Consider the following 22,245-nt stretch of genomic DNA (forward strand, 5'->3'; position numbering starts at 1 on the left):
TGACTACCAGGGCAGACTAGGCAACCTATGTTCCGCCAGCGTTCCCCGCCGCACAGGGGCTTGTGACGGCCGCTTTTTTGGCGGCAACGGCGGATCGCATGCTGAAGGGGGCTTCGAGTGCGCGTTCAAATTCAATTGCTCGGCGGGTTCAGTGTCGGTCTTGACGGTCAAGTCATTCCGGCCGCGGCCTGGCGCCGTGACCGTGGCGCGGCGCTGGTGAAGCTGCTTGCCGTCACCCGTTCGCACCGCATTCACCGCGAACAGGTCATGGAGGCCTTCTGGCCCGATCTCGATCCGGAGGCGGCCGGAGCGAACCTGCGCAAGGCCATCCACTTCGCCCGCCGCGCCTTGGGTGCTCATGACCTGATCGAGCAGACGGCCGATGTCATCGCGCTCGCCCCCGCTGGCGATCTCGAAATCGACGCCGAGGCGTTCGAGGCCGCCGCCAGGCTTGCCTTGCGCGGGCAAGATCCCGCCGCCTGTGAAGCGGCCGCCGATCTCTACAGGGGAGACCTGCTGCCGGACGATCCCTATGTCGATTGGTTCGAGACGCCCCGCCAGGCCCTGCGGCAGCGCTATGCCGAGGTGCTGCGGGCCGGCAAGCTGTGGCAGCGCCTGATCGCGCTGGACCCGGCCGACGAGCAGGCGCAATGCGCCCTGATGCAGGCGGCGCTCGACGCCGGCAACCGGGCCGAGGCGATCAGGCTGTTCAATCAGCTCAGCCAAAACCTGCGCATCGATCTTGGCGTCGGCCCGGGCGCCGAAACCGTGAAGCTCTACGAAAAGGCGCTGGCCGTGCCCTCTATCGACCCCGTCGGCTTGAGCGACCGCATCCGCGCCTCGCTGGCCTGGGGCCTGCTGCACTTGCAAAGCGGCGACTTCGCCAGGGCCGGCCAGGTTGGCCGGGAAACTCGCGAATTGGCGATGGGCGCGGGGTTGGCCCGCGAGGTTGGCGAGGCCAGCGCCCTGATCGGCCTGGTGGCCCACATGCAGGGCCAGTGGCGCGAACTGTTCAGGGCTGAGTTCATCGAATGGGTCCGCTCCAAGCCGGCCTTCGTCTCCAACGTTTTTGACGGGCATCTGTGCCTGGCCGAATTCTGCCTGTGCAGTGCCAAGGGCCACCACGACATCGCCGCCTCGGCCCGAGAGCTCCTGTCGGTGGCCGAGGGCGCGGGCTCGGTCGCCGGGCGCGGCCTTGCCTCGCTCGTGCTGGGCGAAGCGGCGCTCTTCTCGGGCCAGTTGGCCGAGGCCGAACGCATGTTGACCGAGGCCGAAAGACTCTACGCGCAGGTGGGAGCCGTGGCCGGCCGCGTACTGGCGCTGCAGCGCCTGACGGAACTCGCGCTTGCCCGCCGCCAGAAATGGCAGGCGGGACGATTGATCCACCGTGCCACCACCCTTGCCCATTCTTCCTGGCTGGCGCCGCATTTGCTGATCAGCCTGAAAGGGCTTGAGGTGCGCGCCGCCGCCACATCCGAGAGGATCGCCGAGACCATTCGCGAAGGTGACCGCATGCTGTCATCGGGCTGCAATTGCCAGCCTTGCTCGATGACCTTCCGTACCGCGGCTGCCGTTGCCCTGGCCGAGGCGGGCGAGATCGAGCAGGTCAACCGCCGGCTCGACGAGGCTGAGCGGGTCGCCGGCATGTGGAACGGCGGCCCCTGGGTGGCTGCCGTGTGGGAAGCGCGCGGCGTGCAGCGCCGCGCCGAGCGTAACGAAACCCGGGCCGTCGCGGCGTTCGAGGAAGCAGCCACGCGCTTTGCCGCGCTTGGCAGGCCGATCGACGAGGTGCGCTGTCGAGCACGGATGGCAGGTCTGGGCTAGCACCGTCAAGCGGCACGAGTTCAGCTTAAAAAAACGAATAGCCCCAGTTGCTTAACCAGGGTTTCTCATTCGCGAAAAATGGCTTTGCAGCACGGCACGAAACTTCTGCATCGTCCTTTCGGTCGTCTGCGCATCGGCGGCCGCAAAGCCCATGACAAGACCGTTCTGCTCCGTGCCGTGACGGTACTGGATCGACAGCGCCGAGACGTTGATGCCCTGCTGGAGTGCTGCCTCGGCAACCGCCCTGTCGCTGCATCTGTCGCGAAAAATGCCGACGACCTGGATGCCGGATTCGGTGGTGTGGAAATCCAGCCATTCCCCGAGATGCCTTTGCGCGCTTTCCAGGAAGAACTGCCGCCTCTCCGCATAGAGCCGCCGCATGCGTCGGAGATGGCGGGTGAAATGCCCCTCATTCATGAAATCCGCGAGCGCGGCCTGGGTCAGCAAGGGCGCGAACTGGCCGCTGACGCTCAGCGCCGAAACGATCGTATGGTCTATCGCCTTGGGCGCCACCATGAAGCCCAGCCGCATGGCCGGGAAAAGGATCTTGGCGAAGGTGCCGACATAGACCACGCGATCTGACGCGCCGATGCCTTGCAGTGCCGGAATGGGCTGGCCCTGGAAACGGTATTCGCCGTCATAATCGTCCTCGATGATCCAGGAGCGCCAGGTCTCGGCCATGTGCAAGAGATTGAGCCGCTGTTCCATCGGCATGGTGATGCCGAGCGGGTGATGGCAGGAAGGCGTCACGAAGATCATGCGGGGCACGACATCAGGCGGATCGAGATCCCAGCCGGCATTGCTGACGCGCAGCGGTGCCAGTTTCGCCCCGGCCGAGACGAAGGCCGAGCCGGCGCCGTAATAGCCCGGCTCCTCCATCCACACCGTGTCGCCGTCATCGATCAGCAGCCGGGCCAGAAGATCGAAAGCCGACTGCGCGCCATTGGTGACGACGATCTGTTCGGCGGTGCATTTCACGCCGCGCGAGGCGGTGAGGTAGCGCGCTATGGCCTCGCAAAGCGGCGGATAGCCTTTGACGTGATAGGTGCCGAAAAGATCGATATGGGCGAATTTGGCCCGGCGGCTGAGCAGTTTCGACCAGGTGTTGAACGGAAAATTGTCCGGATCAGGCATGCCGGGATGAAAGGCAAGCATGCCGGGCCGGCCATGATGATAGGGTTGCGCAAGCATCGTCTGCCCGCGCCGCGATATCGGATTGGCGTCCTCGACCGACACCTGTTCCGCCGCCACCGAGCGGGTCGGCAAATCCATCACCACCGAGGGCCTGCGCGGCCGTATCGCCAGATAGCCCTCCAGCGCCAACTGGTCGCAGGCGGCAATCACCGTGTTGCGCCCGACATTCAGATCCCGCGCCATGACCCGTGTCGAGGGCAGCGCATGGCCGCTCGGCAGCACGCGCCGTTCGATCAGGCCGCGCAGCTGGACATAGAGCTGCCGGTGCAGATTGGCAGGGCTGTCGCGATCGAGCGCAATGCCGTCGACGGGAAAACTGGTCTTCATCTGGTTCCCAAAAATCAATGGAATCTGGTTCTAACAATGGAACCAAAGCCGTCTTAGGCTCAAGAAAAATGCGTTCGGGTTCAGATGGGGCTGGCCGATGCAGTGCATAAGGGTGGGAGTGATCGGTGCGGGCGGTGTCGCCCAGGTCGAGCACATCCCAAACCTGCTCAAGCTGCACCGGCAGTTCAAGATCCTTGGCGTCTACGATCCGTCGCGAAAAGTCCGCGCCTTTGTCGGCGAGGAATTCGGCCTCGAGACATTCTCCGATCTCGACGCGCTTCTCGCCATGCCGCTTGACGCCGTGGTTATAGCCTCGCCGGATGCGCTGCACCGCGAACAGAGCCTCGCCGCCTTCGCCAAGGGGCTGCATGTCTTCTGCGAAAAGCCGCTTTGCTACAGCGCAGGCGACATCGACGAATTGATCGCCGCCAGGGATCGCTCCGGAAAGGTGCTCCAGGTCGGCTACATGAAGCGTTTCGACCCAAGCTACGAGGCGGCATTGAAAATGCTGCCCGGCACGGCGCGGACGCTTCGCTACATTTCGGTCGAGGTCAACGATCCCGACGCCTAGCCCTTCATCCGGCATGCCTCCACTTGCCGGGGTGACGACGTCGCGGCGGGGTTGATTGCCTCGACCGAAGCCAGGCAGCGCGAGCAGGTGGAGCGCGCGGTGCCGGGGCTGGACGATCCCGACGCCTTTCGCGGCTTTGTCGGCGCCTATTGTTCCTCGATCGTGCACGACGTGAACGCCGTCCATGGCTTGCTTGATGCGCTCGGCGTCGCCGACGGTGAAGTCGTCGGCGCCTCGCTGTTCGCCAGAGGCGAAGGTGGCCAGGGCACTGTCCGGCTGCTCGACGGCCAGGCGCTGTGGACCATGGCGCATGTCGCCATTCCGAGGCTCCCCGATTATCGCGAGCGCATCACGCTCTACTTCGACGACGCCGCGCTCGAACTGGAATTCCCCTCGCCCTATCTCAACCACCAGCCGACGCGGCTGACACTGCGCACCGGCGACGGCCACACGCTCTCCAGCCGCGACATAAGCAGCGGCTACGAAGAGGCATTCGTCGAGGAGCTGAAAGGTTTCTGGTCGGCGATCGTCGAAGGCGCACCGGTGCGCAACACCGCCGAGCATGCCCGCCGCGACATGACGCTGCTGGCCGGCCTCGCCCGCCATCACCTTGCCCAGTTGAAGCAATCAGGAGTTCACCCGTGACGGTTGTTCGCATCGGCATCAATCCGATCACTTGGTCCAACGATGACGTGCCGGAGCTCGGCGGCGATACGCCGCTTGAAGTCTGCCTCAGCGAGACCAGGCAGGCCGGCTATGCCGGCACCGAGCTCGGCGGCAAGTTTCCGCGCCGCTCGGCCGAGCTGAAGCCGATCATGCAGCGCTATAGCCTTGCCGTGATTTCCGGCTGGTATGACGGCCGATGCGACGAGAAGGACGTCGATGCGGAGATGGATGCGATCACGCCGCATCTCCAGCTCTTGAAGGACATGGGCTCGACCCATGTCGTCTACGCCGACACCTCGCGCGGCCGCCACAACGCCATCTGGGGGCCGATCTCGCAGCGCCCGGCCCTGAGTGAGGAAGAATGGCCGGCCTATGGCCGCAAGCTGACGGCGCTCGCCGAACGGATGGCGGATTTCGGCGTGCGCATGGCCTTTCACCACCATATGGGGACCATCGTCGAGACCGACGCCGAGGTCGGCCTGTTGATGCAGCACACCGGCGAAGCGGTCGGGCTGCTCTACGACACCGGCCATTCGACATTTTCGGGCGGTGACCCGCTGGCCCTGATCAAGGCGCACGTCAAGCGCGTCGTGCATGTGCATTGCAAGGATGCGCGCAAACCCGTGCTCGAGCGCGCCCGCGCCGGGGACATGAGTTTCATGGGTGCGGTCATGGAAGGGATCTTCACCGTTCCCGGCGACGGCTTCATCGACTATCCCGCCATTTTGCGGGTGCTGGCCGACAATGGTTACAGCGGCTGGCTGGTCGTCGAGGCCGAGCAGGATCCCAACAAGGCCAACCCGCTGACCTATGCGACGATGGGCTTCCAGAACCTGTCGCGCATGGCGCGGCAAGCCGGATTCGACGTCATTGAGTGATTGAGGCCGCGATGCGGCCTCCAGGGAACCAGTGCTGAGGAATGGAACTGGAATAAAGGGGCAACTGGACTGCCGACCGTAATTGCGGCGGCGGAAAACAAACAGGAGGTTCTATGTTTTCGCTTGCGAAATTAATAAAGCCTGCGCTCGGCCTGCTGGCCGGCTTCACGATGATGGCGGCGGCCACGACCCTTGCGGCCGCCGATGAGACGCGCGTGGTGTTCGTCACCCACGGCCAGAGCGGCGACCCCTACTGGTCGGTCGTCAAGAACGGCATGGACGATGCCGCCAAGACGCTCGGCGTCAAGGCCGAATATCTGGCGCCCGAAACCTTCGACATGGCCAAGATGGCGCAGATGATCGATGCCATTACGGCCTCGAAGCCGGACGGCATGGTCGTTTCGATCCCCGACGCGGCCGCCCTTTCGGCGCCGGTCAAGAATGCCGTCGCCGCCGGCATCCCGGTCATCATCATCGATTCCGGCGGCTCCAAACTCACCCATGACCTTGGCGGCCTGCTGTTCATGGGGCAGGATGAGTTCCAGGCGGGCGTCATGGCCGGCGAGCGCATCAAGGCGCTCGGCCTCACCAAGGCGGTCTGCGCCAACCATGAGGTCGGCAATTCGAGCCTCGACGACCGCTGCGCCGGCTTTGCCAAGGGTCTGGGCGTCGACGTGCCGGTGATGAACGGCGTCATCGACCCGACCGAAATGAAGAACCGCGTGATCGCCTACATGACTGCTCATGCCGATACACAATTCATCCTCGCCGTCGGCGCCAGCGGTGCCGAACCGACGCTGGCCGCGCTTGATGAATTGGGCCTGTCGGGCAAGGTGAAGACCGGCACGTTCGATCTCTCCCCCACGATCCTGCAGGCCGTCGTCGCCGGCAAGATGGAGTGGGGCATCGACGCCCAGCAATATGCCATGGGCTACATCCCGGTCGCGATGTTCGATCTCTGGAAGAAGTACAAGATCATGCCGATCGCCGACTATCCGACCGGCCCCGGCTTCGTCACCAAGGACACCGCCGCCTCGGTTATCGAGCTGTCGAAACTCGGCAAGCGCTAGCACTGGCGGCCGGAGCCTCGCCCCGGCCGCACCATTTGTGAGGGCAACACAGCCATGGTTTCAGAGATTCGCGACGAGCGGGTCCGGTCCGTCTCACGCCTCAGCCGCCTGTTGAGCAGGCCGGAGCTTGGCGCGGCGGCCGGCACTGTTCTGGTCTTCGTGTTCTTCGCCATCACGGCGGGAAGCTCAGGACTTTTCAGTGCCAAGGGCATCATCAACTTCCTCGAAGTCTCGGCCCAGCTTGGCATTCTCGCCGCACCCGTGGCTCTCCTGATGATCGCCGGCGAGTTCGATCTGTCGGTCGGCTCGATGATCGGTTTTGCCGGCATCCTCATCGCCATCCCCGCTGTGTTCTGGGGCTGGCCGATCTGGCTTTCGCTGCTGTTCACCTTCGCTGTCTGCGGCGGCATCGGCGCGCTCAACGGGCTTGCCGTCGTCAGGACCGGACTGCCCTCCTTCATCGTCACGCTCGGCAGCCTGTTCATGCTGCGCGGCCTCACCCTTGGCCTCACGCGCGGCATTTCAGGGCGGACCCAGGTGTCGGGCGTGCACGAGCTGGCGTTGCACGATCCGCTGAACAGCCTGTTTTCGGGACAGGTGTTTTCCGGCCTGATCGCCGGACTTGCCGACATCGGCCTGATCGGCAAGCGGGCGGATGGCTTGCCTTCGATCTCAGGCATTCCGGTGTCGAACGTGTGGTGGATCGTGCTGACCCTGGCCTGCACCTGGCTGTTGACGCGCAGCCGCTTCGGCAACTGGATTTTTGCAGCCGGCGGCGAAGCCAATGCCGCGCGCAATCTCGGGGTGCCGGTGGCGCGCACCAAGATCACGCTGTTCGTCATGACGGCACTCGCGGCCGCCCTGTTCGCGGCGATCCAGGTACTGGTCACCGGCTCGGCCGACACGCTGCGCGGCACGCAGAAGGAGTTCGAGGCCATCATCGCCGTCGTCATCGGCGGCACGCTGCTCACCGGCGGCTACGGATCGGCGATCGGCGCCATGTTCGGCGCCCTGATCTTCGGCGTGGTGCAGATGGGCATCTTCTACACCGGCATCGACACCGACTGGTTCAAGCTGTTCATGGGCGCCATGATGGTCATCGCGGTGCTGTTCAACAGCTATGTCCGCAACCGCGCCATGAGGAGCCGGTGATGGCCGAGCCCTATGTCGAACTGAAATCGGTCAGCAAATATTTCGGCTCGGTCGTGGCACTCAAGGACGTGTCCTTCGATGTCTGCCCCGGCGAGGTGCATTGCCTGCTCGGCGACAATGGCGCCGGCAAGTCGACGCTGATCAAGACGCTGTCGGGCGTCTACACGCCTGACGAGGGCGAGATCCGCGTCCAGGGCAAGCCGACACGGTTCGCTTCGCCCGCCGATACGCGTAACAGCGGCATCGCGACGGTCTACCAGGACCTGGCGCTGGTGCCGCTGATGAGCGTGGCGCGCAACTTCTTCCTCGGGCGCGAGCCGATGCGCAAGTTCGGGCCGATCAGCCAGTTCGACGCCGATTTCGCCAACCGCACCGCCTATGACGAGATGTCGGCGATGGGCATCCAGCTGCGCGATCCAGAACAGCCGGTCGGCACCCTTTCGGGCGGCGAACGGCAGTGCTTGGCGATTGCGCGTGCCGTCTATTTCGGCGCCAAGGTGCTGATCCTCGACGAGCCGACATCGGCGCTCGGCGTCCACCAGGCATCCGTGGTCCTGAAGCTCATCGTCCAGTCCAAGGCGCGCGGCATCGGCGTCATCTTCATCTCCCACAACGTCCACCACGCCTACGTCGTCGGCGACCGCTTCACGCTGTTGAAGCGCGGCAGAAGCACCGGCACCTACGCCAAGGGCGAAATCACCCGCGATCAGCTGCTCAACCTGATGGCGGGCGGCAAGGAACTGGTGGATCTGGAACAAGAGCTGGCGAAGTCGGCGAGGAATGGCACGGCGCAAGGGTGAAATAGCGACCGACGACAGAGCGATCAAATCATGGCGTCGGCCTGGCGCATGGAGATTTTGTCGGCAGCGGCCTCGGAAATATTCAGTTGAAGCAGGACGTCCTTGACGAGCTTGGGCCAGTTGTCGACGGGGCTTTCTTTCAAGGCGGCGAATTTGTCGGTCGCCTCGAAGAAGTTGCGCGTGGTGTGGAAGCCCAATGCCCGGTAGACCTCGAACTGATCCTCGTTGAAGAATTGATCGAGCGTGGTCTCGTGTGGAAATTCCGGGTTGAGGCGCCTGTAGTCGCGAATGATGTCGCTTTCGTCGCCGGTCAATGAGGATTTTATATAAATCAGGACGCCGTGTTCTTTACCGTAGTCGATCCGGCCGATGGCGACATGCGGACCATGTGAAGTGGGACCGTCGTCGAGGCTGTCATTTGCATATTCGTCGGTCACTTTCTTGTACGACCGGCGAAGCTCGCTCCACGGCAGATCGATCAGAATGCCAAGGTCGATGCGGGCATAGCGCTCGACGCGCACCAAGGAATTGAAGTCGAGCGTCGGATCGGCCTCGGCATCGGCGACAATGATGATCTTGCAGCGCCGCTTTAGGAGTTCATAAAGGCCAAGATTGTCGAAATGGCCACCGTCGGTGAGGCAGACATTCTGGGTTTCCTCATCGACTAAGCTGAGTGCTTCCTGAAGGAAGTAAAGCGGGGCAATCGTCGCTATCCTTGCCTTCAAGCCCACGCGTTCAACAAGCCGCCGGGGATTGGGCAGCCAGTAGCCAAGCCGGATGTTAAGAGCCGCCAAACTAAAGGTCAGAGGGCCGATCGTGTTTGCGCCCATATTGGCTGAGGCTGCCGCACCCGAGATCGCCATCGCTGTCCCAATATTCAGGTCCGGATCCGCCTCTTCCACCGCGAGCGACTCCGCATAGCCTGTCGCCTCGCTGCCAACATAGAGCGGGCTGAAAAAGAACGAATCAGCACTCCGGCCGCGCCGTCCGATAGAGCTTGAACCGGCAAGGTTTATTGCCGTGTTGATTATTAGGTACGGCGCGCGTTTGACCGAATTGGCCCAGTCGTCATTTCTCTCTGGCTTCAATTGGCTCAGCTTCATGACATCAAGGTCGCGGCCTCGCGACAAGCTCTTAAACATCCTCTGCCAAGTCGGAGGCAACTGTCTCGACAAATTGTCCTCGATCTTCAGGTCGGACAATTTCCATAGAAAGGCGCGGCTCAGCCGATCCCGGTAGTAGCGGTGGAGAGAGTTGGCGTTCGGTGTCACGAATGCCGAAACGACGAGGAGAAGAACTGACGCTCCGAAGTAGATGGTCTGCACCGAGTGGCCATGGATGTCACCTGCGGAACCCCGCTCGCGTTGCTGGAATCCGAAATAGGTCAATTTGATATAGGTGCCCCAAAGCAGCAGCGGCACAACGACAGCAGCACAATAGAGCGCGATACGGCTTGCCCAATGGGTCGCGATGCCACTCCAGGATCGGTCGCTTCGAGATGACCCCACTACGGCGATCAGCTTATTGCCGAATGCAATTAGAGCCGTTGCGGCCGCAACAAGCCAACTGAAAAACCCATGCCAATCAGGGACAACGCTCAATATATGGGCGATCCAATTCGAATAACCCACGTGCACCATCCAATCAGTCCACCAAGCGGGAAAGACACCAAATAGATAGACAAGTCTCGAGTGTTCCGCGTATTCAAATATTCCATCCAAGATGTAAGCTTGTAGTTCTAAAACTGTAATCGTCAGAACCGCGATCACAAGCCAGGAGAAAATGGTACCCCAGAACTCGCGGGTTGACAGCTCCGTTCTAAGCATGGCTGATCTGCCAGGCCGCAGCCAGAAGACTGCATAGGCAAGCTGAACAAATGCGAAAATCGTAACCGCGATAAGCGTCCAGAAGAAGATCCCATGGCTACTCCATATGGCCTGCTTGAGACTCTCACGTGACGGCTTGACCGAAAGGGTAAACCAGCCGAACAAAAAAATGATACCGAGAAACAATATTGCATTGATCAGCAGGCCCCGTGCGACCACCACAAAACCGGTAACGATATCGGCCATTCCCATCGGCATTAGATAGTTGCTGTAATTTCTGACATGCTGAGTCTCCAGTGATTCTGGGGCATCCAATTCGCTCTTGAATGGAAAGCGACCATCGGTTTGCTGGATGCTGGCGGCGAAAGATGTGCCGATATAGCCGCCACCTGAGACCGTGGACAAATAGTCGATCGCGTCGAATACGGTTGGCTCGGCCCTCGCTGTGACCGATCTCAGGGCTTGCAGCACGCCAAGGCAAAATGCTGCGGATCGGATGCCACCCCCGGAGAGCGCCAACCCCGCTAGCGGCCGCGCCCCAGAACTTTTTGAACGGCGGTCGTCGTGCTCATCTGTCGCCCCCGAGCCGGCAGTCTCTGGAGAGCTTTCGTCGTGCCCATCGCCCGGAACATTCACCTCTATCGGTATGCGGTGCCGTTCGTATTTCGCGATGATTTCGTCGGCTCTCGGCCCAGGCTTAATCGTCTTCGCCCGATCTGCGATAAGCTCGCGTCGCTCGTTGACGACCTTTGCTTCATCCTTCATGACCCTGGAGAAATAGACCCAATCTTTCTTTGTGGGCTCTTTGGCCATGTCAAAATTTTCCCCGATTTCGACAGAAATATTGCCTACAAAACCAAGATGTTGCTTGACCCAGGATTGCTGCGTGCTTTTCGGCAACGGAGCTCACGGCATGCAGAGAAGAGTCCTGTCTCGCAGACAGAAAGCGAATGGCCGCGAAATCTGCCCGTCCATAAAAGCGCGCAAGCGCCACGATGATCAGGCAGGCTGCGTCGCCTTTTTCTTCGCGCCCGATGGAAGGGAAAGCGCCATGGCGGCGGGTCCTGCCGACGCGATCATCGGCGCAGCCGCGGCAGTGGCGATCTGGCTGGCCTTAGCCAACACAACGCTCCATTTCAGATTGCCCGGATCCCAATGCGTATCGGGGCTCGGGCAGTCTCCATGGCCGAACCAGCCCGCGACAGTACCGTATTTGCCCGATGAGCGGTGAGGATTGTCGCCGGCCTTGCCGTAGTCGCCATCCGCCCAAGGGTGCGTCAACGGAATGCCATACTCCGCGTGGCACACCGCCATCAGCGACGCCAGCGCTTCGACGGTGTCGTCATCGGGAAGCCAAGGCGCCTCCTTGGAAAAGCCGATCATTTCGATCTGGACGACCGCCTGGTTGTTGTGTGCTTTGAGGGCGGCACCGATGGTGCCCACTTGCACCAACTGGGCGATCCTGACCTTTTGCGCGTCAGCATCGAAGCCGAGCATGAAGTGCGGCGCAAAGTGCTGCTTGAAGATCGCCAAGCTGCCGGCCCATCCGCCCTCTGTTGTATGGAGCACGCCGGTTCGCGGCGCTGCCAATTTTACCGACTGGTTGAGATGCGGAATGCCGCCTATGTGGGCTATCGGGAATTTGCCGGCCTGCTGCAGCCACGGCTTCACGGAACTGGCCATCACACCCTCCCCTTGAATTAGCCAATGCTGTATTATTGCGCGTTAAATTGTCGAAATTCAAGACGCCTGCTTTAAAAGGAAAGCAAATAGGCTGCCCAACTATGCAGGTTCAAGTCATCCAAGGGTGCTGATGCGCGGCCGCTTCGGCAACGGGATCTTCGCCGCCGGCGGCGAAGCCAATGCCGCGCGCAATCTGGGCGTCCCGGTGGCGCACGCCAGATCACTATTCGTCATGACGGCACTCGCGGCCGGTCGGTTCACGGCGATCCAGGCGCTGGTGACGGGCTCTGCCGACACGCTGGTGGATCTGGAACAGGAACTGGCGAAGTCGGCCAGGAATGGCACGGCTTGAGGCGCGACGTTGGCCTGGACGGGAGCATTCGCCTCTCGTCTAACCCAGCGTAAGCTTGTTATTGTGCAGTGCAGCAACGATGTTGCCGTAAGTGCATTGTGCTCGGGCTTCCGCCATTCCGGCGGTCTAGGATTTCGATTTGCGGAACATCTCAGATACGATCGCCCGCCTTTCGGCCATGCGAGGCCGGACGGCATTTTCCCAACAAAGCCATCCCGACAGTCTGTCCGACCTGACCGCGTTTGGGTCCAATCCAGGCGCCTTGCGGGCACGCTTTTACATTCCTGAGAACTTGCCACGAGGAGCCGCACTGGTCGTCGTCCTGCACGGCTGCACGCAGACGGCGGCCGGCTACGATCACGGGTCCGGATGGTCGCGCCTGGCAGCCGAGGAAGGATTTGCCGTGTTGCTGCCGGAACAGCAGCGCGCCAACAATGCCAATCTCTGCTTCAACTGGTTCGTGCCCGAAGATGTTAGCCGCGATCGCGGCGAAGCGCTCTCCATCCGCCAGATGATCGAAGCCATGGTGACGAAGCATGGCCTGGACCGACGGCGCGTTTTCGTTACCGGCCTTTCCGCCGGCGGCGCCATGGCGGCGGCAATGCTGGCAACATATCCGGAGGTGTTCGCTGGCGGCGCAGTGATCGCGGGCCTTGCCTATGGCACCGCGTCGACGATCCCGGAAGCTTTCGATCGCATGCGTGGCCATGGCGGCCCGTCTCAGTCGGAACTCCAGCGACGTCTGGCGCAGGCGTCGCCACATCAGGGAAGCTGGCCGAAGATTTCAATCTGGCAGGGCACGGCCGACCACACGGTGGCGCCGTCCAATGCGGACTCGCTTGTCGCCCAATGGCAGGGCGTTCATCGCGTCGAGGCAAGCCCTGTTCGAAAAGAGACCGTCGATGGGCAAACGCGGCAAGTCTGGTGCGACGCTGATGGCAATGCGGTGATCGAAAAATACACGATTGCCGGCATGGGCCATGGCACCCCCTTGAAGACGGGGGGTGAGGACGGCTTGGGCCATGCCGCGCCGTTCATGCTGGAGGTCGGGATATCGTCGACGAGACGTATGGCGGCCTTCTGGGATCTTGCGAGCCGGGATGCACCAAGAGGGGCCAAGCCTAAGGCGACCGCAGCGAACCCCACTGCGGGTACGGACTTGCGCCCATATATTGCGCCTGAAAGGTCGAGGCCAGCGCGGGTTGAACCTGCCGAACAACCGCGTCCAGATGGTTCACGCGCTTCTGCCACAGGCATTGGCAAGACCATTGAGGATGCGCTCCGCGCAGCCGGCTTGATGCGCTAGCTAAAGGTTGTTCGGCAGATTGGCCCCGCCGCCTTTCGGCGGCGAGGCCTGTCTATCAAAGTCGGTTTACATCGCGAGCGCCATCGCGGCCGATTTCGTTCGAGCGGTAGTTTTCCGCGTCAGCGTCGAAGCCAGTCCAACCATCGGCCTGGTATTCGCCACGCCGTTCTTGCAGGTTGACAGACGTAGCCTGTCCCAGGATCCTTTCGGCCTCCGGCGCCAACTGGTCGTCGACCTTGGCGGTGACCAGAGTACCGCCACGACGCACGCCCTCGGCGTAGACATGGGCATCATTCTCGGGGACACCGGAATCGGTAAGCGCCCCGACGATGCCACCAGCCGCACCGCCAACCACGGCACCGCCCACGGCACCGACGGCAGTGGCAGCCAGCCATCCGGCGGCCACCACCGGGCCGACGCCAGGAATGGCCATCAGGCCAAGCCCGGCGAGCAATCCACCGGCACCGCCGATCGCGGCTCCCAGTCCAGCCCCACCGGCAGCGTCGTCGGCGGCCTTGGACCCGTTGATCTCGTGCCGATTGTCCGAATTGCTGGAAACGATGCTGATGTTGTCACGCGCAACACCGCTGGCTTCCAATTCGCCAACGGCGTCGGAAGCATCATCGTAATTGTCGAAAAGTCCGGTTACGGTCTTCATGGTTTTGATCTCCTGGATTTCAGTTTCAGTTGACGCCGGCAACGACGTTGCCCTTGTAGTCCAGCGCCACGGTGGTGTTCTTGCCGTCCTTGTTGGCCTGGCCACGCCAGATGCCCTGGTCGTCCTTGGTCAGCTTCGACACATCGGCGAAGCCGGCATCCTGGATGCGGCCCTTGGCCTGGTCTTCGGTGAAGCTGTTGGCCCCGGGAAGCGGAGGCATGGGGTCGGGCGCGCCGCCGACCGTGTTCTTGGGCGTCTGCGAATCCGAGGACTGGGTGCCCATGGTCGCTGCGATCTTCTCGATCATCTCCTGGTGCATCTTGAGCGTCGGCACCGTCTGCTGGGCGAACGTCTTCAGCTCGGCGTTGTCGCCGTCCTTGGCGTAGCTCTCGAACAGCTTCACGGCATCGGCGTGCGCGTCGCGCTGCATCTGGACGTAGGGGGCGTCGATCGGATCCTTGCCGTTCTGCAGAGTGTCGACATCACCCTTGAGCTTGGCATCCAACTCCTTGGGAACCGTCAGCTTCTGCTCGCCGGCGATCGTCTCCAGCTTCGCATTGGCGGCGCCGTGATCGTCGATCATCTTGTGGGCGAAATCCTTGACGCTCTGATCCTGCACCTTGCCTTCGGCGACCTTGCTGGAATCGACCTCGAACATGCCGCCCGCAGCGGCCTTGTTGACGAAGTCCTGCGCGCTGTCGGCGGCGAGTGCAGGCAGGGCAAAAGCCATGGCTGTAGCTGTGGCCAGTGAGGCCAGAAATAGGCGTGTTTTCATTGGGGAAGGTCCTTTCATGCACACATGTGCTGGGGACCTAACCTGCGCCAGTCGGCTTTGTTCCGGACGGTCAGAGATAATCTGGCGGGACCGGCCGCGAACCGTGTCGGCGGTGATTTCGGGCGGCGGCCGGTCAAAGACTATGCCTGCGAGGCAGCAGCCATCGCCAAGAGGGTCAATGCCCCGCGCCGGCACTCGGCAACGCCCGCCACCGGAGAGCGGGTGCGCCGGCTTCCACTGCGCGATCTGGAGTATTCGCTGGCGGTTTGAGGGATTGATCCAGGCATTGTAGAGCCAGCCGGCTTTACTCCTCAGCTCGCCGCCGTCTCTATCGCCTGCGAACCAGCGATTGCTGAGGCGAAGTCGCGATACGGGCGCAGTGGGCGGCCCAGAAGCGCAGTCAGGCGCTCGACGTCGCCGTCCTCAGGCAACATCCCTTCGGTGAAGAAGCGCTCGCCCATCAGGCGCATGTCGTATGCCATCCAGGCGGGCAGGAACTGCTTCAGATTTTGCTCAAAGCCCTCTGCATTATCGCCGCCGTAATGGATCGGGCGGGCGAGCACGTCGGACCAGATGGCGGCGATATCCGTCCCAGTCAGTGTCTGCGGACCGACGAGGTTGATCCGGTCGAGCGCAAGCGGCTCTGCGGACTGCTCGCGGCGCAGCAGCTCAAGGGCGGCGATCTCGGCGATATCACGGACGTCAATCATGGCGAGACCCTTGGCGCCGATCGGCATTGGGTAGGTGCCGTAGCCGGTGATGGCGTCTTCGATCATCAGATCGTTCTGGATGAAGTAGGCCGGGCGCAAGATCGTAGCCTTGAAGTCCATCTGCTCGATCATTCGCTCGACGGCGAACTTGCCCGCGAAATGCGGCACGTTCACATAGACGTCAGCGTGGATCACCGACAGATAGACGATGCGCTCGATGCCGGCCGACCGGGCGACGTTGAGCGCGATCAACGCTTGGGTGAATTCGTCCGGTACCACGGCGTTCAAGAGGAACAGGGTTGAAACGCCTGACATGGCTTTGCGCAGCGAATCGACATCGAGAAAGTCGCCTTGCACGACGGATACGCCTGCCGGGAAGCTGGCTTTCGACGGATCGCGGACGAGAGCACGGACATCAGCGTCGTGCCTGACGAGGTGTTCGACGACTTGGCGGCCAATATTGCCGGTGGCGCCGGTAACGAGAATGGTCATGAAATTTCTCCTGTTGGGTTGCTTGACACCGCCAATATGTGTGGCTCACTGAGAGCCCAATAGACGGAAATTTTAGACCCAACGTCTCACTGGTGGAACACCCATGGATCTTCTTGCGCTCGCCGATTTCAATCTCGTTGCCCGCCATGGTGGCTTCGGCAAAGCGGCAAGGGCCACCGGCCGGCCCAAGGCAACGCTGTCCCGGCGCGTTGCAGAGTTGGAAAGCAGTCTTGATCTGCGCCTGTTTGAACGCGGTGCGCGTAACCTGAAGCTCACCGAAGAAGGACGGGCGCTGTTCGAGCGGACGGGAGCGTTGCTTGCCGAATTGGACGAGACGACTTCGGCGATTGCCTCGGGCGCCCAGAGACCCAAGGGGAGATTACGGATCAGCGCACCTTTACATTTTTCGCAGACCGCAATGGGAAGGATCGCCGCGGGCTTTGCCCTTAAGTACCCGGAGGTGAAGCTTGAAGTGACGACTGAGGACCGGCCTGTCGACATGATCGAGGAAGGCTACGATCTGGTAATCCGGGTCAATCCAGATCCCGACGAAAGCCTGGTCGGACGGGCGTTTCTCCGCGACCGCCTGATCGTTGTGGCGAGCCCCGATCTTCCTCGCAGCACCGGTGAGCGCGCCGCGCCCGGCGTTGCGCGCGGGGCAGGCGAACTGCAAACATGGCACGTGAAGACACAAGGTGGCCGGTCAACAATTACAGTCGAGCAGGTTCTCGTTTTGTCGACGCTCATTATGGTTAGGGATGCCGTGCGAGCCGGCGTCGGTGCAGGACGTCTTCCCATTTCGTTGGTGAGCCACGACTTGGCTGACGGCACACTGGTGAATTGGGGGGATATTGACGGTCCCGAAATCTCGATTTGGACGCTCTACCCATCGCGGCGGCTGCTCAGCGCGCGAGTGTCGGCGTTCTTGGACTTTCTAAAACAGGCTTTCCCAAATGGGACGCCGGACGAACTCGCCGCCTACATTGGCAGGTGATGACCGAAGCCGCTTTCGGGCACCGACAGCCCTATGCAAAAAACAATGGAAGCTGCAAGCGTGCCCTCAATACCTTTGCTAACGTCTGCTGCGCGCTACATCCGCGCCCTGGCCGAGGTGGGGTCATATGGCGAATCCGCGATGACTTCAGCGGTCTTCCATTCCCCCAGTATGGCGACGTCGAGCTTGGTGCCGGGCGTGCCGAGACGTTCGGGCAACAGCGCCAGCGCCACATCATGTCCGAGCGTATAGCCATAGCCGCCCGACGTGATGCGGCCGACCAGCTTGCTGTCGATGTACAAGCCTTCGGAAGCGAGCGTGCTGGCACCGTCGGTCTCGATCCTGAGCGTCACCGACCGGCGCTGGTCGTTTTTGTCCTTGTATTTCAGGACCGCGTCGCGACCGATGAAGTCACCCTTGTCGAGGCGGATGAAGCGCTCGAGCCCGCTCTCCAGCGCGTTGAGCTCGGGATTCATGTCGCGGTACATGGCGCGGTAGGATTTCTCCAGCCGCAGCGATTCCAGCGCATGCAGCCCGACGAGCCGCATGCCGTGTTTCTCGCCCTCTCCCAGGATCGCGTCGAGCAATTGCCGCTGATAGACCATGGGATGATAGAGTTCCCAGCCGAGCTCGCCTTCGTAGTTCACCCGCAGCATGCGCACATCGCTGGCAAGCGCGACGCCGCCGGTCTTCACGCCGAACCAGGGAAAGGCTGCGTTCGACAGATCGATCTCGGTCAGCGGCTGCAGCACGTCTCGCGCCTTGGGGCCGACGACGGTGAAGCAGCCGCGCTCGTTGGTGACATTCTTCAGGCTGACGCCGCCATCGGCGGGAAGAAGTTTTGAGAGATCGTCGCAATTCCAGCGCTCGGCGCGTGGCGTCGAAATGAGATAGAAACTGTCTTCGCCAAGCCGCGCCACCATGTATTCCGCCTGCACGCCGCCCCCAGCGGTGAGGTGATGCGCCAGCACGGCCCGGCCGGTCGCCGGCAGCCGGTTGGCGAGGATGCTGTCGAGCCAGGCGGCCGCGTCTGACCCCGACACTTCGAACTTGGTCATCGGCGTCATTTCGACGAGGCCGACGGCGTTGCGCACGGCCTGCACCTCCTCGCCGACGAACACGCCCTTGGCGGTCCAGCGCCAGCTATACTGGTCCTTGGCCTCGACACCCCTAGGCGCGAACCAGTTGGGCATCTCCCAGCCGTTGAGCACGCCCCAGACCGCGCCGAGCTCGGTCAGCCGCGCATAGGACGGCGCGGTCTTCTGCGGGCGGGCGGCGGGCATGTCCTGTCCCGGATATTTCTGCTCCGCATGCGTGCCCCAGGCCTCGCGGACTTTCTCGCGCGTCCAGGCCTTGTTGGCGTAGTCGCCGAAGCGGCGCGGATCGAGATCGGAGGTGTCGAGGCTGTTGGTGCCCTCGACGATCCGCTCCGACAGATAATAGCCGATCGTGCCGCCCCACAATATGCCGCCCGGCACGCCCTCGGCCAGCCACACATTGGGCAGGCCCCAGGCCGGTCCCATCAGCGGAAGCTCGTCCGCCGTCATCTGGAAGGGGCCGCGGACATTGGCCTTGATGCCGGCGCGTCCCAGCGCCGGCACGAGCTGCGTTGCCTGTTCCCAGTTCCATGACACCGCCTCGAAATCCTCTTCGACGAGATCGGCGCCGAACCAGGCGGGAACACCGTCCTCGGCGAACAGTTTGAGGTGTTCGGTGCGCTCGTAGGGCCCGAACATGAAGCCGTCGCCCTCCTCGCGCAGATAGCCTTCAAAACCCTCGTCGCGCAGGATCGGCATTTCCGCCCGTCCCTGCTTTTTGCGCTCCACGATCTCCGGCACCGGCTCGGTGATCCAGTACTGGTGCAGGATCGGGATGGCGGGGATGTCGAGGCCGAGCAGCGCGCCGGTCTGGCGTGCGTAATTGCCGGTCGCGCAGACCACATGCTCGCAGATGATGTCGCCCTTATTGGTCGCGACCCGCCATTCGCCGCTTGCAGTCCGCTGAAAGCCGGTGACCTCGGTGTTCAGGTAAATCTTGGCGCCCAGATCCCGCGCGCCCTTGGCCATGGCATGGGTCACGTCGGCCGGTGCGATATGGCCGTCATCGGGATGATAGAGCGCGCCGAGCATATGCTTGTTGTCGAGAAGCGGACACAGCGCCCTCGCCTCCGCCGGCGACAACAGATGCGCCCGCATGCCCTGAACGTCGGCGACGCTCATATAGCTCTTGTATTCGTCGAACCGGTCCCTGGAATTGGCGATGCGCAACTGGCCGCATTTGTGCCAGCCGACAGGCTGGCCGGTCTCGGCCTCCAGCCGCTCATAGATCTCGATGGTCTTGTTGATCATCCGGCCGATATTGATGTTGCGGGCATAGGACGGGACGAGCCCCGCCGCGTGCCATGTCGAGCCGGCGGTCAGCTGCGTGCGTTCGAGCAGCGCGACGTCGGTCCAACCGCGTTTTGCCAGACCGTAAAGGATGCCCGCCCCGACGCACCCGCCACCGACAATCACCACCCGCGCATGTGTCTGCATCGACCCACCAATTCCCCAGTCATTTCCACTGTGTAGCGTCGAAGCTACAGGCGGCGAAAGGCCGTGTAACGTCTTCAAAAACTAGGGGTGATGATAAGCTGGATTTATGCAAGCCGTACTCGGCCGCGGTGCCGATCGCGCCGTCTGGCGCTCACTGCGCATCATGCTGACAAAATCTGTCACTGCCATGTTCTATATGCCGGTCATCGAAACCGAACAAAGGAAAGAACGATGACTGGAACAAACGGCAAGGCCCTAACGATCGCGCAGGCCTATTTCGACGCCATGGCCAACAAGGACGCAGACAAGATTGTCTCTATTTCTGCCGAAGACGTGGTCTGCATTTCTCCGGTGGGAGAGCTTCAGGGCGCACAGGCATTCCGCGGCTTTCAGGAAGGCTTCGCCTCGATGATCAAGACGCTGACGCTGCTGGCAGCCTTTGGCGACGATGACCACGCCGTCATTGTCTACAATGCGGAAACCTATCCGGTGCCGAGCGCGATTGTCGCCGAGCACGTCGTCATCAAGAACGGCAAGCTCGCATCGACGACCGTGATCTACGACGGCACGCCCTTCGCCGAATATCTGAAAACGGTTCAACCGCACTGAGCCGCGCCGGCAGACGGAAGTCCCCAATGACTACCAGCGCCCTTGAAACCGAACGGCCGAGCAGCTTGGCCGAGGTGATCTCCATCCCTGAGAGACGAGTTATGAAACGCATCCAATATGACCGCTATGGCGGCCCGGACTTGATGAAGCTCGAGAATTTCGAGCTTCGCGCGCCGAGCAAAAGCGAGGTTGCCGTCAAGGTCCACTTCGCGGCCATCAATCCCATCGACTGGAAAGTGCGCAACGGCGCGCTGAAGATGGTGACGGGGAAAACATTCCCCCGCGCCCTGGGCAGCGATTTTTCAGGGACCGTCACTTCGGTTGGTCCCGGCGTTTCGCGCATCAAGGTTGGCGATGCCGTGTTTGGCCTGACGCCAATCAAAAATGGCGGCGCAATCGGCGAAGCCGTAGTCGTGCCCGAAACCTTCGTTGCCAAGAAGCCGAATTCCATCTCCTTTGAGGAAGCGGCTTGCCTTGCCACTCCCGGCATCACTGCCTGGAATGGCCTGGTCGACAAGGCGGGCCTGACGAGCGGGAAACACGTCTTCATCAACGGTTGCACTGGCGCCGTCGGTGAGTCAGCGGTTCAAATCGCCCGCATGCTTGGCGCGGTAGTGTCGGGCAGTTGCAGCGCTGATGCGATGCAAAGGGCGCGCGACCTCGGCGTTCAAGCCGTTTTCGATTATCGCAACACGGACCTTTCGAAGATCGGCAGCCGCTACGACGTGGTTTACGATACCGCCGGCACGATGACCGTTGCCATTGGACTCAGCATGCTGCGCAAGGGTGGCTTCTATCTCGACATCAACCCAACGCCGGTCAAGTTCATCCGTGCGCTGTTCAACCGGCACCTGAAGCCGATCATCTGCACGGCGAGAGCCGACATTCTCGACAATCTCGCCCGTGCGGCTGGCGAAGGGGCACTCAAGCTGCCGGTGGTGGAAATCGTTCGTCTTCAGGATGCGATTGCGCTGGTGACCGCCCTTGAATCCGGCCGCAGACTCGGCGGAAAAGGCTTGGTGTCCATGGCTTGACAGCCTGCTGCCAAAGTTTGGCACGGTGTGTGCTATGATAGCCTTATGTCCAAGAGCAACCGGCTTTTCGAACTTATGCAGATGCTGCGCCGGCACCAACGCCCGGTGCCAGGCACCGAGCTTGCGCGCGAAGCCGGGGTTTCCTTGCGGACCATCTACCGTGACATCGCCGCCTTGCAGGCTTTGGGAGCACAAATCGACGGTGAGCCGGGCTTTGGCTACATCCTGAAGCCCGGCTTCCTGTTGCCGCCGCTGATGTTCACGGAAGAGGAAATGCACGTGCTCACGCTTGGCGCGCAATGGGTAAGCCGGCAGACGGATCCTGGCCTCGCGCTCGCCGCAGAAAACCTGCTTGGCAAGATCGGTGCGGTGCTGCCTGTCGAGCTGCGCCCCACACTGAATGAGAACGCCTTCCATGTCGGCCGTGCGCCGGCCCATGCGAACGATATCGATTTGCAGATCGTGCGCCAGGCGATGCGCGAGCAGCGCAAGCTGCTCATAAGCTATCGTGATCCCAAGGGGCCTGAGACCGAGCGGATCATCTGGCCGATCATGCTTGGCTTTGTCGAGACGAAGCGCTTCGTCGCCGGCTGGTGCGAGTTGCGGCAGGACTTTCGGCTGTTCCGCACGGACCGCATTGGCCGGGCAGAGTTGCAGGCTGGCCGCTACCCGGGACGCCGCCGCGATCTGGCCAAGCAATGGCGAGCCAAGGTTGACGGCGAAACCGCGAGACTATCCGGCTGAACCGAGCATCCATTCCTTGCAGCGCACTGTTCGACCCAGCCCGCCC

The 22,245-nt window shown here is 62.2% G+C and carries 20 protein-coding genes; 13 read left to right on the forward strand and 7 right to left on the reverse strand.

Translation table 11 applies throughout. The features are described 5' to 3' along the window. Positions 1-117: 117 nt before the first annotated feature. Positions 118-1,824 carry an AfsR/SARP family transcriptional regulator gene (locus CKW40_RS34685; protein WP_095204216.1) on the forward strand — a complete coding sequence of 569 codons (1,707 nt, stop codon included), beginning with the start codon at positions 118-120 and terminating at the stop codon, positions 1,822-1,824. A gap of 51 nt (positions 1,825-1,875) precedes the next feature. On the opposite strand, the gene mocR is transcribed toward CKW40_RS34685, so the two are convergent. Continuing rightward, entirely contained in the window at positions 1,876-3,345 is a 1,470-nt protein-coding gene (gene mocR / locus CKW40_RS34690) for a rhizopine catabolism transcriptional regulator MocR (RefSeq protein ID WP_095204217.1), read from the reverse strand. A 97-nt stretch (positions 3,346-3,442) separates the two neighbouring features. Between mocR and CKW40_RS44850 the strand changes: the two genes are divergently transcribed. The 6 genes from CKW40_RS44850 to CKW40_RS34715 all read left to right on the forward strand — a co-directional run bounded on the left by CKW40_RS44850 (position 3,443) and on the right by CKW40_RS34715 (position 8,482). Then, a complete protein-coding gene (locus CKW40_RS44850; protein WP_244571401.1) occupies positions 3,443-3,916 on the forward strand; it encodes a Gfo/Idh/MocA family protein in 474 nt (157 codons plus the stop codon). Positions 3,917-3,967: 51 nt separating this feature from the next. Further along, positions 3,968-4,561: a hypothetical protein gene (locus CKW40_RS44855; RefSeq protein ID WP_244571402.1), complete on the forward strand. Its 594-nt coding sequence runs from the start codon at positions 3,968-3,970 to the stop codon at positions 4,559-4,561. After that, the gene (iolE, locus tag CKW40_RS34700) at positions 4,558-5,460 is read left to right on the forward strand and encodes a myo-inosose-2 dehydratase (protein ID WP_095204218.1); all 903 of its coding nucleotides are present in this window, start codon (positions 4,558-4,560) and stop codon (positions 5,458-5,460) included. Before CKW40_RS44855 ends, iolE begins: the two co-directional genes overlap by 4 nt. Before the next feature lie 113 nt (positions 5,461-5,573). Then, positions 5,574-6,530, forward strand: a complete 957-nt coding sequence (locus tag CKW40_RS34705; protein ID WP_095204219.1) for a rhizopine catabolism ABC transporter substrate-binding protein — start codon at positions 5,574-5,576, stop codon at positions 6,528-6,530. 54 nt (positions 6,531-6,584) lie between these two features. Continuing rightward, the gene (locus CKW40_RS34710) at positions 6,585-7,682 is read left to right on the forward strand and encodes an ABC transporter permease (RefSeq protein ID WP_095204220.1); all 1,098 of its coding nucleotides are present in this window, start codon (positions 6,585-6,587) and stop codon (positions 7,680-7,682) included. Then, complete coding sequence (locus CKW40_RS34715; RefSeq protein WP_095204221.1) at positions 7,682-8,482, forward strand: ATP-binding cassette domain-containing protein; 801 nt, start codon at positions 7,682-7,684, stop codon at positions 8,480-8,482. The genes CKW40_RS34710 and CKW40_RS34715 overlap by 1 nt, the downstream gene beginning before the upstream one ends. A 23-nt stretch (positions 8,483-8,505) precedes the next feature. Here the strand turns inward: CKW40_RS34715 and CKW40_RS34720 are convergent, their stop codons facing one another. Continuing rightward, positions 8,506-11,208 (reverse strand): patatin-like phospholipase family protein, encoded by a 2,703-nt coding sequence (locus CKW40_RS34720; protein ID WP_244571403.1) that lies wholly within the window; start codon positions 11,206-11,208, stop codon positions 8,506-8,508. A gap of 99 nt (positions 11,209-11,307) precedes the next feature. Next, positions 11,308-11,991, reverse strand: a complete 684-nt coding sequence (locus CKW40_RS34725; protein WP_095204223.1) for an N-acetylmuramoyl-L-alanine amidase — start codon at positions 11,989-11,991, stop codon at positions 11,308-11,310. 130 nt (positions 11,992-12,121) lie between these two features. Here CKW40_RS34725 and CKW40_RS46045 point away from each other — a divergent pair, with 130 nt between their 5' ends. Together CKW40_RS46045 and CKW40_RS34735 are read left to right on the forward strand one after the other, a co-directional pair. Further along, positions 12,122-12,343 carry a hypothetical protein gene (locus tag CKW40_RS46045; protein ID WP_095204224.1) on the forward strand — a complete coding sequence of 74 codons (222 nt, stop codon included), beginning with the start codon at positions 12,122-12,124 and terminating at the stop codon, positions 12,341-12,343. A 139-nt stretch (positions 12,344-12,482) separates the two neighbouring features. After that, the gene (locus CKW40_RS34735; protein WP_179298226.1) at positions 12,483-13,649 is read left to right on the forward strand and encodes an extracellular catalytic domain type 1 short-chain-length polyhydroxyalkanoate depolymerase; all 1,167 of its coding nucleotides are present in this window, start codon (positions 12,483-12,485) and stop codon (positions 13,647-13,649) included. A 55-nt stretch (positions 13,650-13,704) separates the two neighbouring features. Here CKW40_RS34735 and CKW40_RS34740 read toward each other — a convergent pair whose 3' ends face one another. From CKW40_RS34740 to CKW40_RS34755, 3 genes are all read right to left on the reverse strand, one after another. Beyond that, positions 13,705-14,307, reverse strand: coding sequence for a general stress protein (locus tag CKW40_RS34740; protein ID WP_095204225.1), 603 nt, complete (start codon positions 14,305-14,307; stop codon positions 13,705-13,707). Positions 14,308-14,332: 25 nt separating this feature from the next. After that, positions 14,333-15,082, reverse strand: coding sequence for a DUF4142 domain-containing protein (locus CKW40_RS34745; protein ID WP_095204226.1), 750 nt, complete (start codon positions 15,080-15,082; stop codon positions 14,333-14,335). A gap of 311 nt (positions 15,083-15,393) precedes the next feature. Further along, a complete protein-coding gene (locus CKW40_RS34755; protein WP_095204228.1) occupies positions 15,394-16,284 on the reverse strand; it encodes an NmrA/HSCARG family protein in 891 nt (296 codons plus the stop codon). Between the two features lie 103 nt (positions 16,285-16,387). On the opposite strand from CKW40_RS34755, the gene CKW40_RS34760 reads away from it, so the two are divergent. After that, positions 16,388-17,278, forward strand: a complete 891-nt coding sequence (locus tag CKW40_RS34760; RefSeq protein ID WP_095204229.1) for a LysR family transcriptional regulator — start codon at positions 16,388-16,390, stop codon at positions 17,276-17,278. 95 nt (positions 17,279-17,373) lie between these two features. Here CKW40_RS34760 and CKW40_RS34765 read toward each other — a convergent pair whose 3' ends face one another. Next, a complete protein-coding gene (locus CKW40_RS34765; RefSeq protein WP_095204230.1) occupies positions 17,374-19,812 on the reverse strand; it encodes a GcvT family protein in 2,439 nt (812 codons plus the stop codon). A 231-nt stretch (positions 19,813-20,043) separates the two neighbouring features. Between CKW40_RS34765 and CKW40_RS34770 the strand changes: the two genes are divergently transcribed. The 3 genes from CKW40_RS34770 to CKW40_RS34780 all read left to right on the forward strand — a co-directional run bounded on the left by CKW40_RS34770 (position 20,044) and on the right by CKW40_RS34780 (position 22,199). Then, positions 20,044-20,421 carry a nuclear transport factor 2 family protein gene (locus CKW40_RS34770; protein ID WP_095204231.1) on the forward strand — a complete coding sequence of 126 codons (378 nt, stop codon included), beginning with the start codon at positions 20,044-20,046 and terminating at the stop codon, positions 20,419-20,421. Between the two features lie 101 nt (positions 20,422-20,522). Then, the gene (locus tag CKW40_RS34775; protein ID WP_095204232.1) at positions 20,523-21,455 is read left to right on the forward strand and encodes an NAD(P)-dependent alcohol dehydrogenase; all 933 of its coding nucleotides are present in this window, start codon (positions 20,523-20,525) and stop codon (positions 21,453-21,455) included. A 45-nt stretch (positions 21,456-21,500) separates the two neighbouring features. After that, positions 21,501-22,199 carry a helix-turn-helix transcriptional regulator gene (locus tag CKW40_RS34780; protein ID WP_095204233.1) on the forward strand — a complete coding sequence of 233 codons (699 nt, stop codon included), beginning with the start codon at positions 21,501-21,503 and terminating at the stop codon, positions 22,197-22,199. Positions 22,200-22,245: the final 46 nt, after the last annotated feature.

It is taken from the genome of Mesorhizobium carmichaelinearum, from assembly GCF_900199455.1.
GTDB classification, from domain to species: Bacteria; Pseudomonadota; Alphaproteobacteria; order Rhizobiales; family Rhizobiaceae; genus Mesorhizobium; species Mesorhizobium carmichaelinearum.

Bases quoted from the DNA above. Each gene is read 5' to 3' on its own strand.
- CKW40_RS34775 (WP_095204232.1), top strand. From the start codon at position 20,523: ATGAAACGCATCCAATATGACCGCTATGGCGGCCCGGACTTGATGAAG.
- CKW40_RS34780 (WP_095204233.1), top strand. From the start codon at position 21,501: ATGTCCAAGAGCAACCGGCTTTTCGAACTTATGCAGATGCTGCGCCGG.
- CKW40_RS34760 (WP_095204229.1), top strand. From the start codon at position 16,388: ATGGATCTTCTTGCGCTCGCCGATTTCAATCTCGTTGCCCGCCATGGT.
- CKW40_RS34765 (WP_095204230.1), bottom strand. From the start codon at position 19,812: ATGCAGACACATGCGCGGGTGGTGATTGTCGGTGGCGGGTGCGTCGGG.
- CKW40_RS34725 (WP_095204223.1), bottom strand. From the start codon at position 11,991: ATGGCCAGTTCCGTGAAGCCGTGGCTGCAGCAGGCCGGCAAATTCCCG.
- CKW40_RS34755 (WP_095204228.1), bottom strand. From the start codon at position 16,284: ATGACCATTCTCGTTACCGGCGCCACCGGCAATATTGGCCGCCAAGTC.
- CKW40_RS34710 (WP_095204220.1), top strand. From the start codon at position 6,585: ATGGTTTCAGAGATTCGCGACGAGCGGGTCCGGTCCGTCTCACGCCTC.
- CKW40_RS44850 (WP_244571401.1), top strand. From the start codon at position 3,443: ATGCAGTGCATAAGGGTGGGAGTGATCGGTGCGGGCGGTGTCGCCCAG.
- CKW40_RS34745 (WP_095204226.1), bottom strand. From the start codon at position 15,082: ATGAAAACACGCCTATTTCTGGCCTCACTGGCCACAGCTACAGCCATG.
- CKW40_RS46045 (WP_095204224.1), top strand. From the start codon at position 12,122: ATGCGCGGCCGCTTCGGCAACGGGATCTTCGCCGCCGGCGGCGAAGCC.
- CKW40_RS34705 (WP_095204219.1), top strand. From the start codon at position 5,574: ATGTTTTCGCTTGCGAAATTAATAAAGCCTGCGCTCGGCCTGCTGGCC.
- CKW40_RS34715 (WP_095204221.1), top strand. From the start codon at position 7,682: ATGGCCGAGCCCTATGTCGAACTGAAATCGGTCAGCAAATATTTCGGC.
- CKW40_RS34740 (WP_095204225.1), bottom strand. From the start codon at position 14,307: ATGAAGACCGTAACCGGACTTTTCGACAATTACGATGATGCTTCCGAC.
- mocR (WP_095204217.1), bottom strand. From the start codon at position 3,345: ATGAAGACCAGTTTTCCCGTCGACGGCATTGCGCTCGATCGCGACAGC.
- CKW40_RS34770 (WP_095204231.1), top strand. From the start codon at position 20,044: ATGACTGGAACAAACGGCAAGGCCCTAACGATCGCGCAGGCCTATTTC.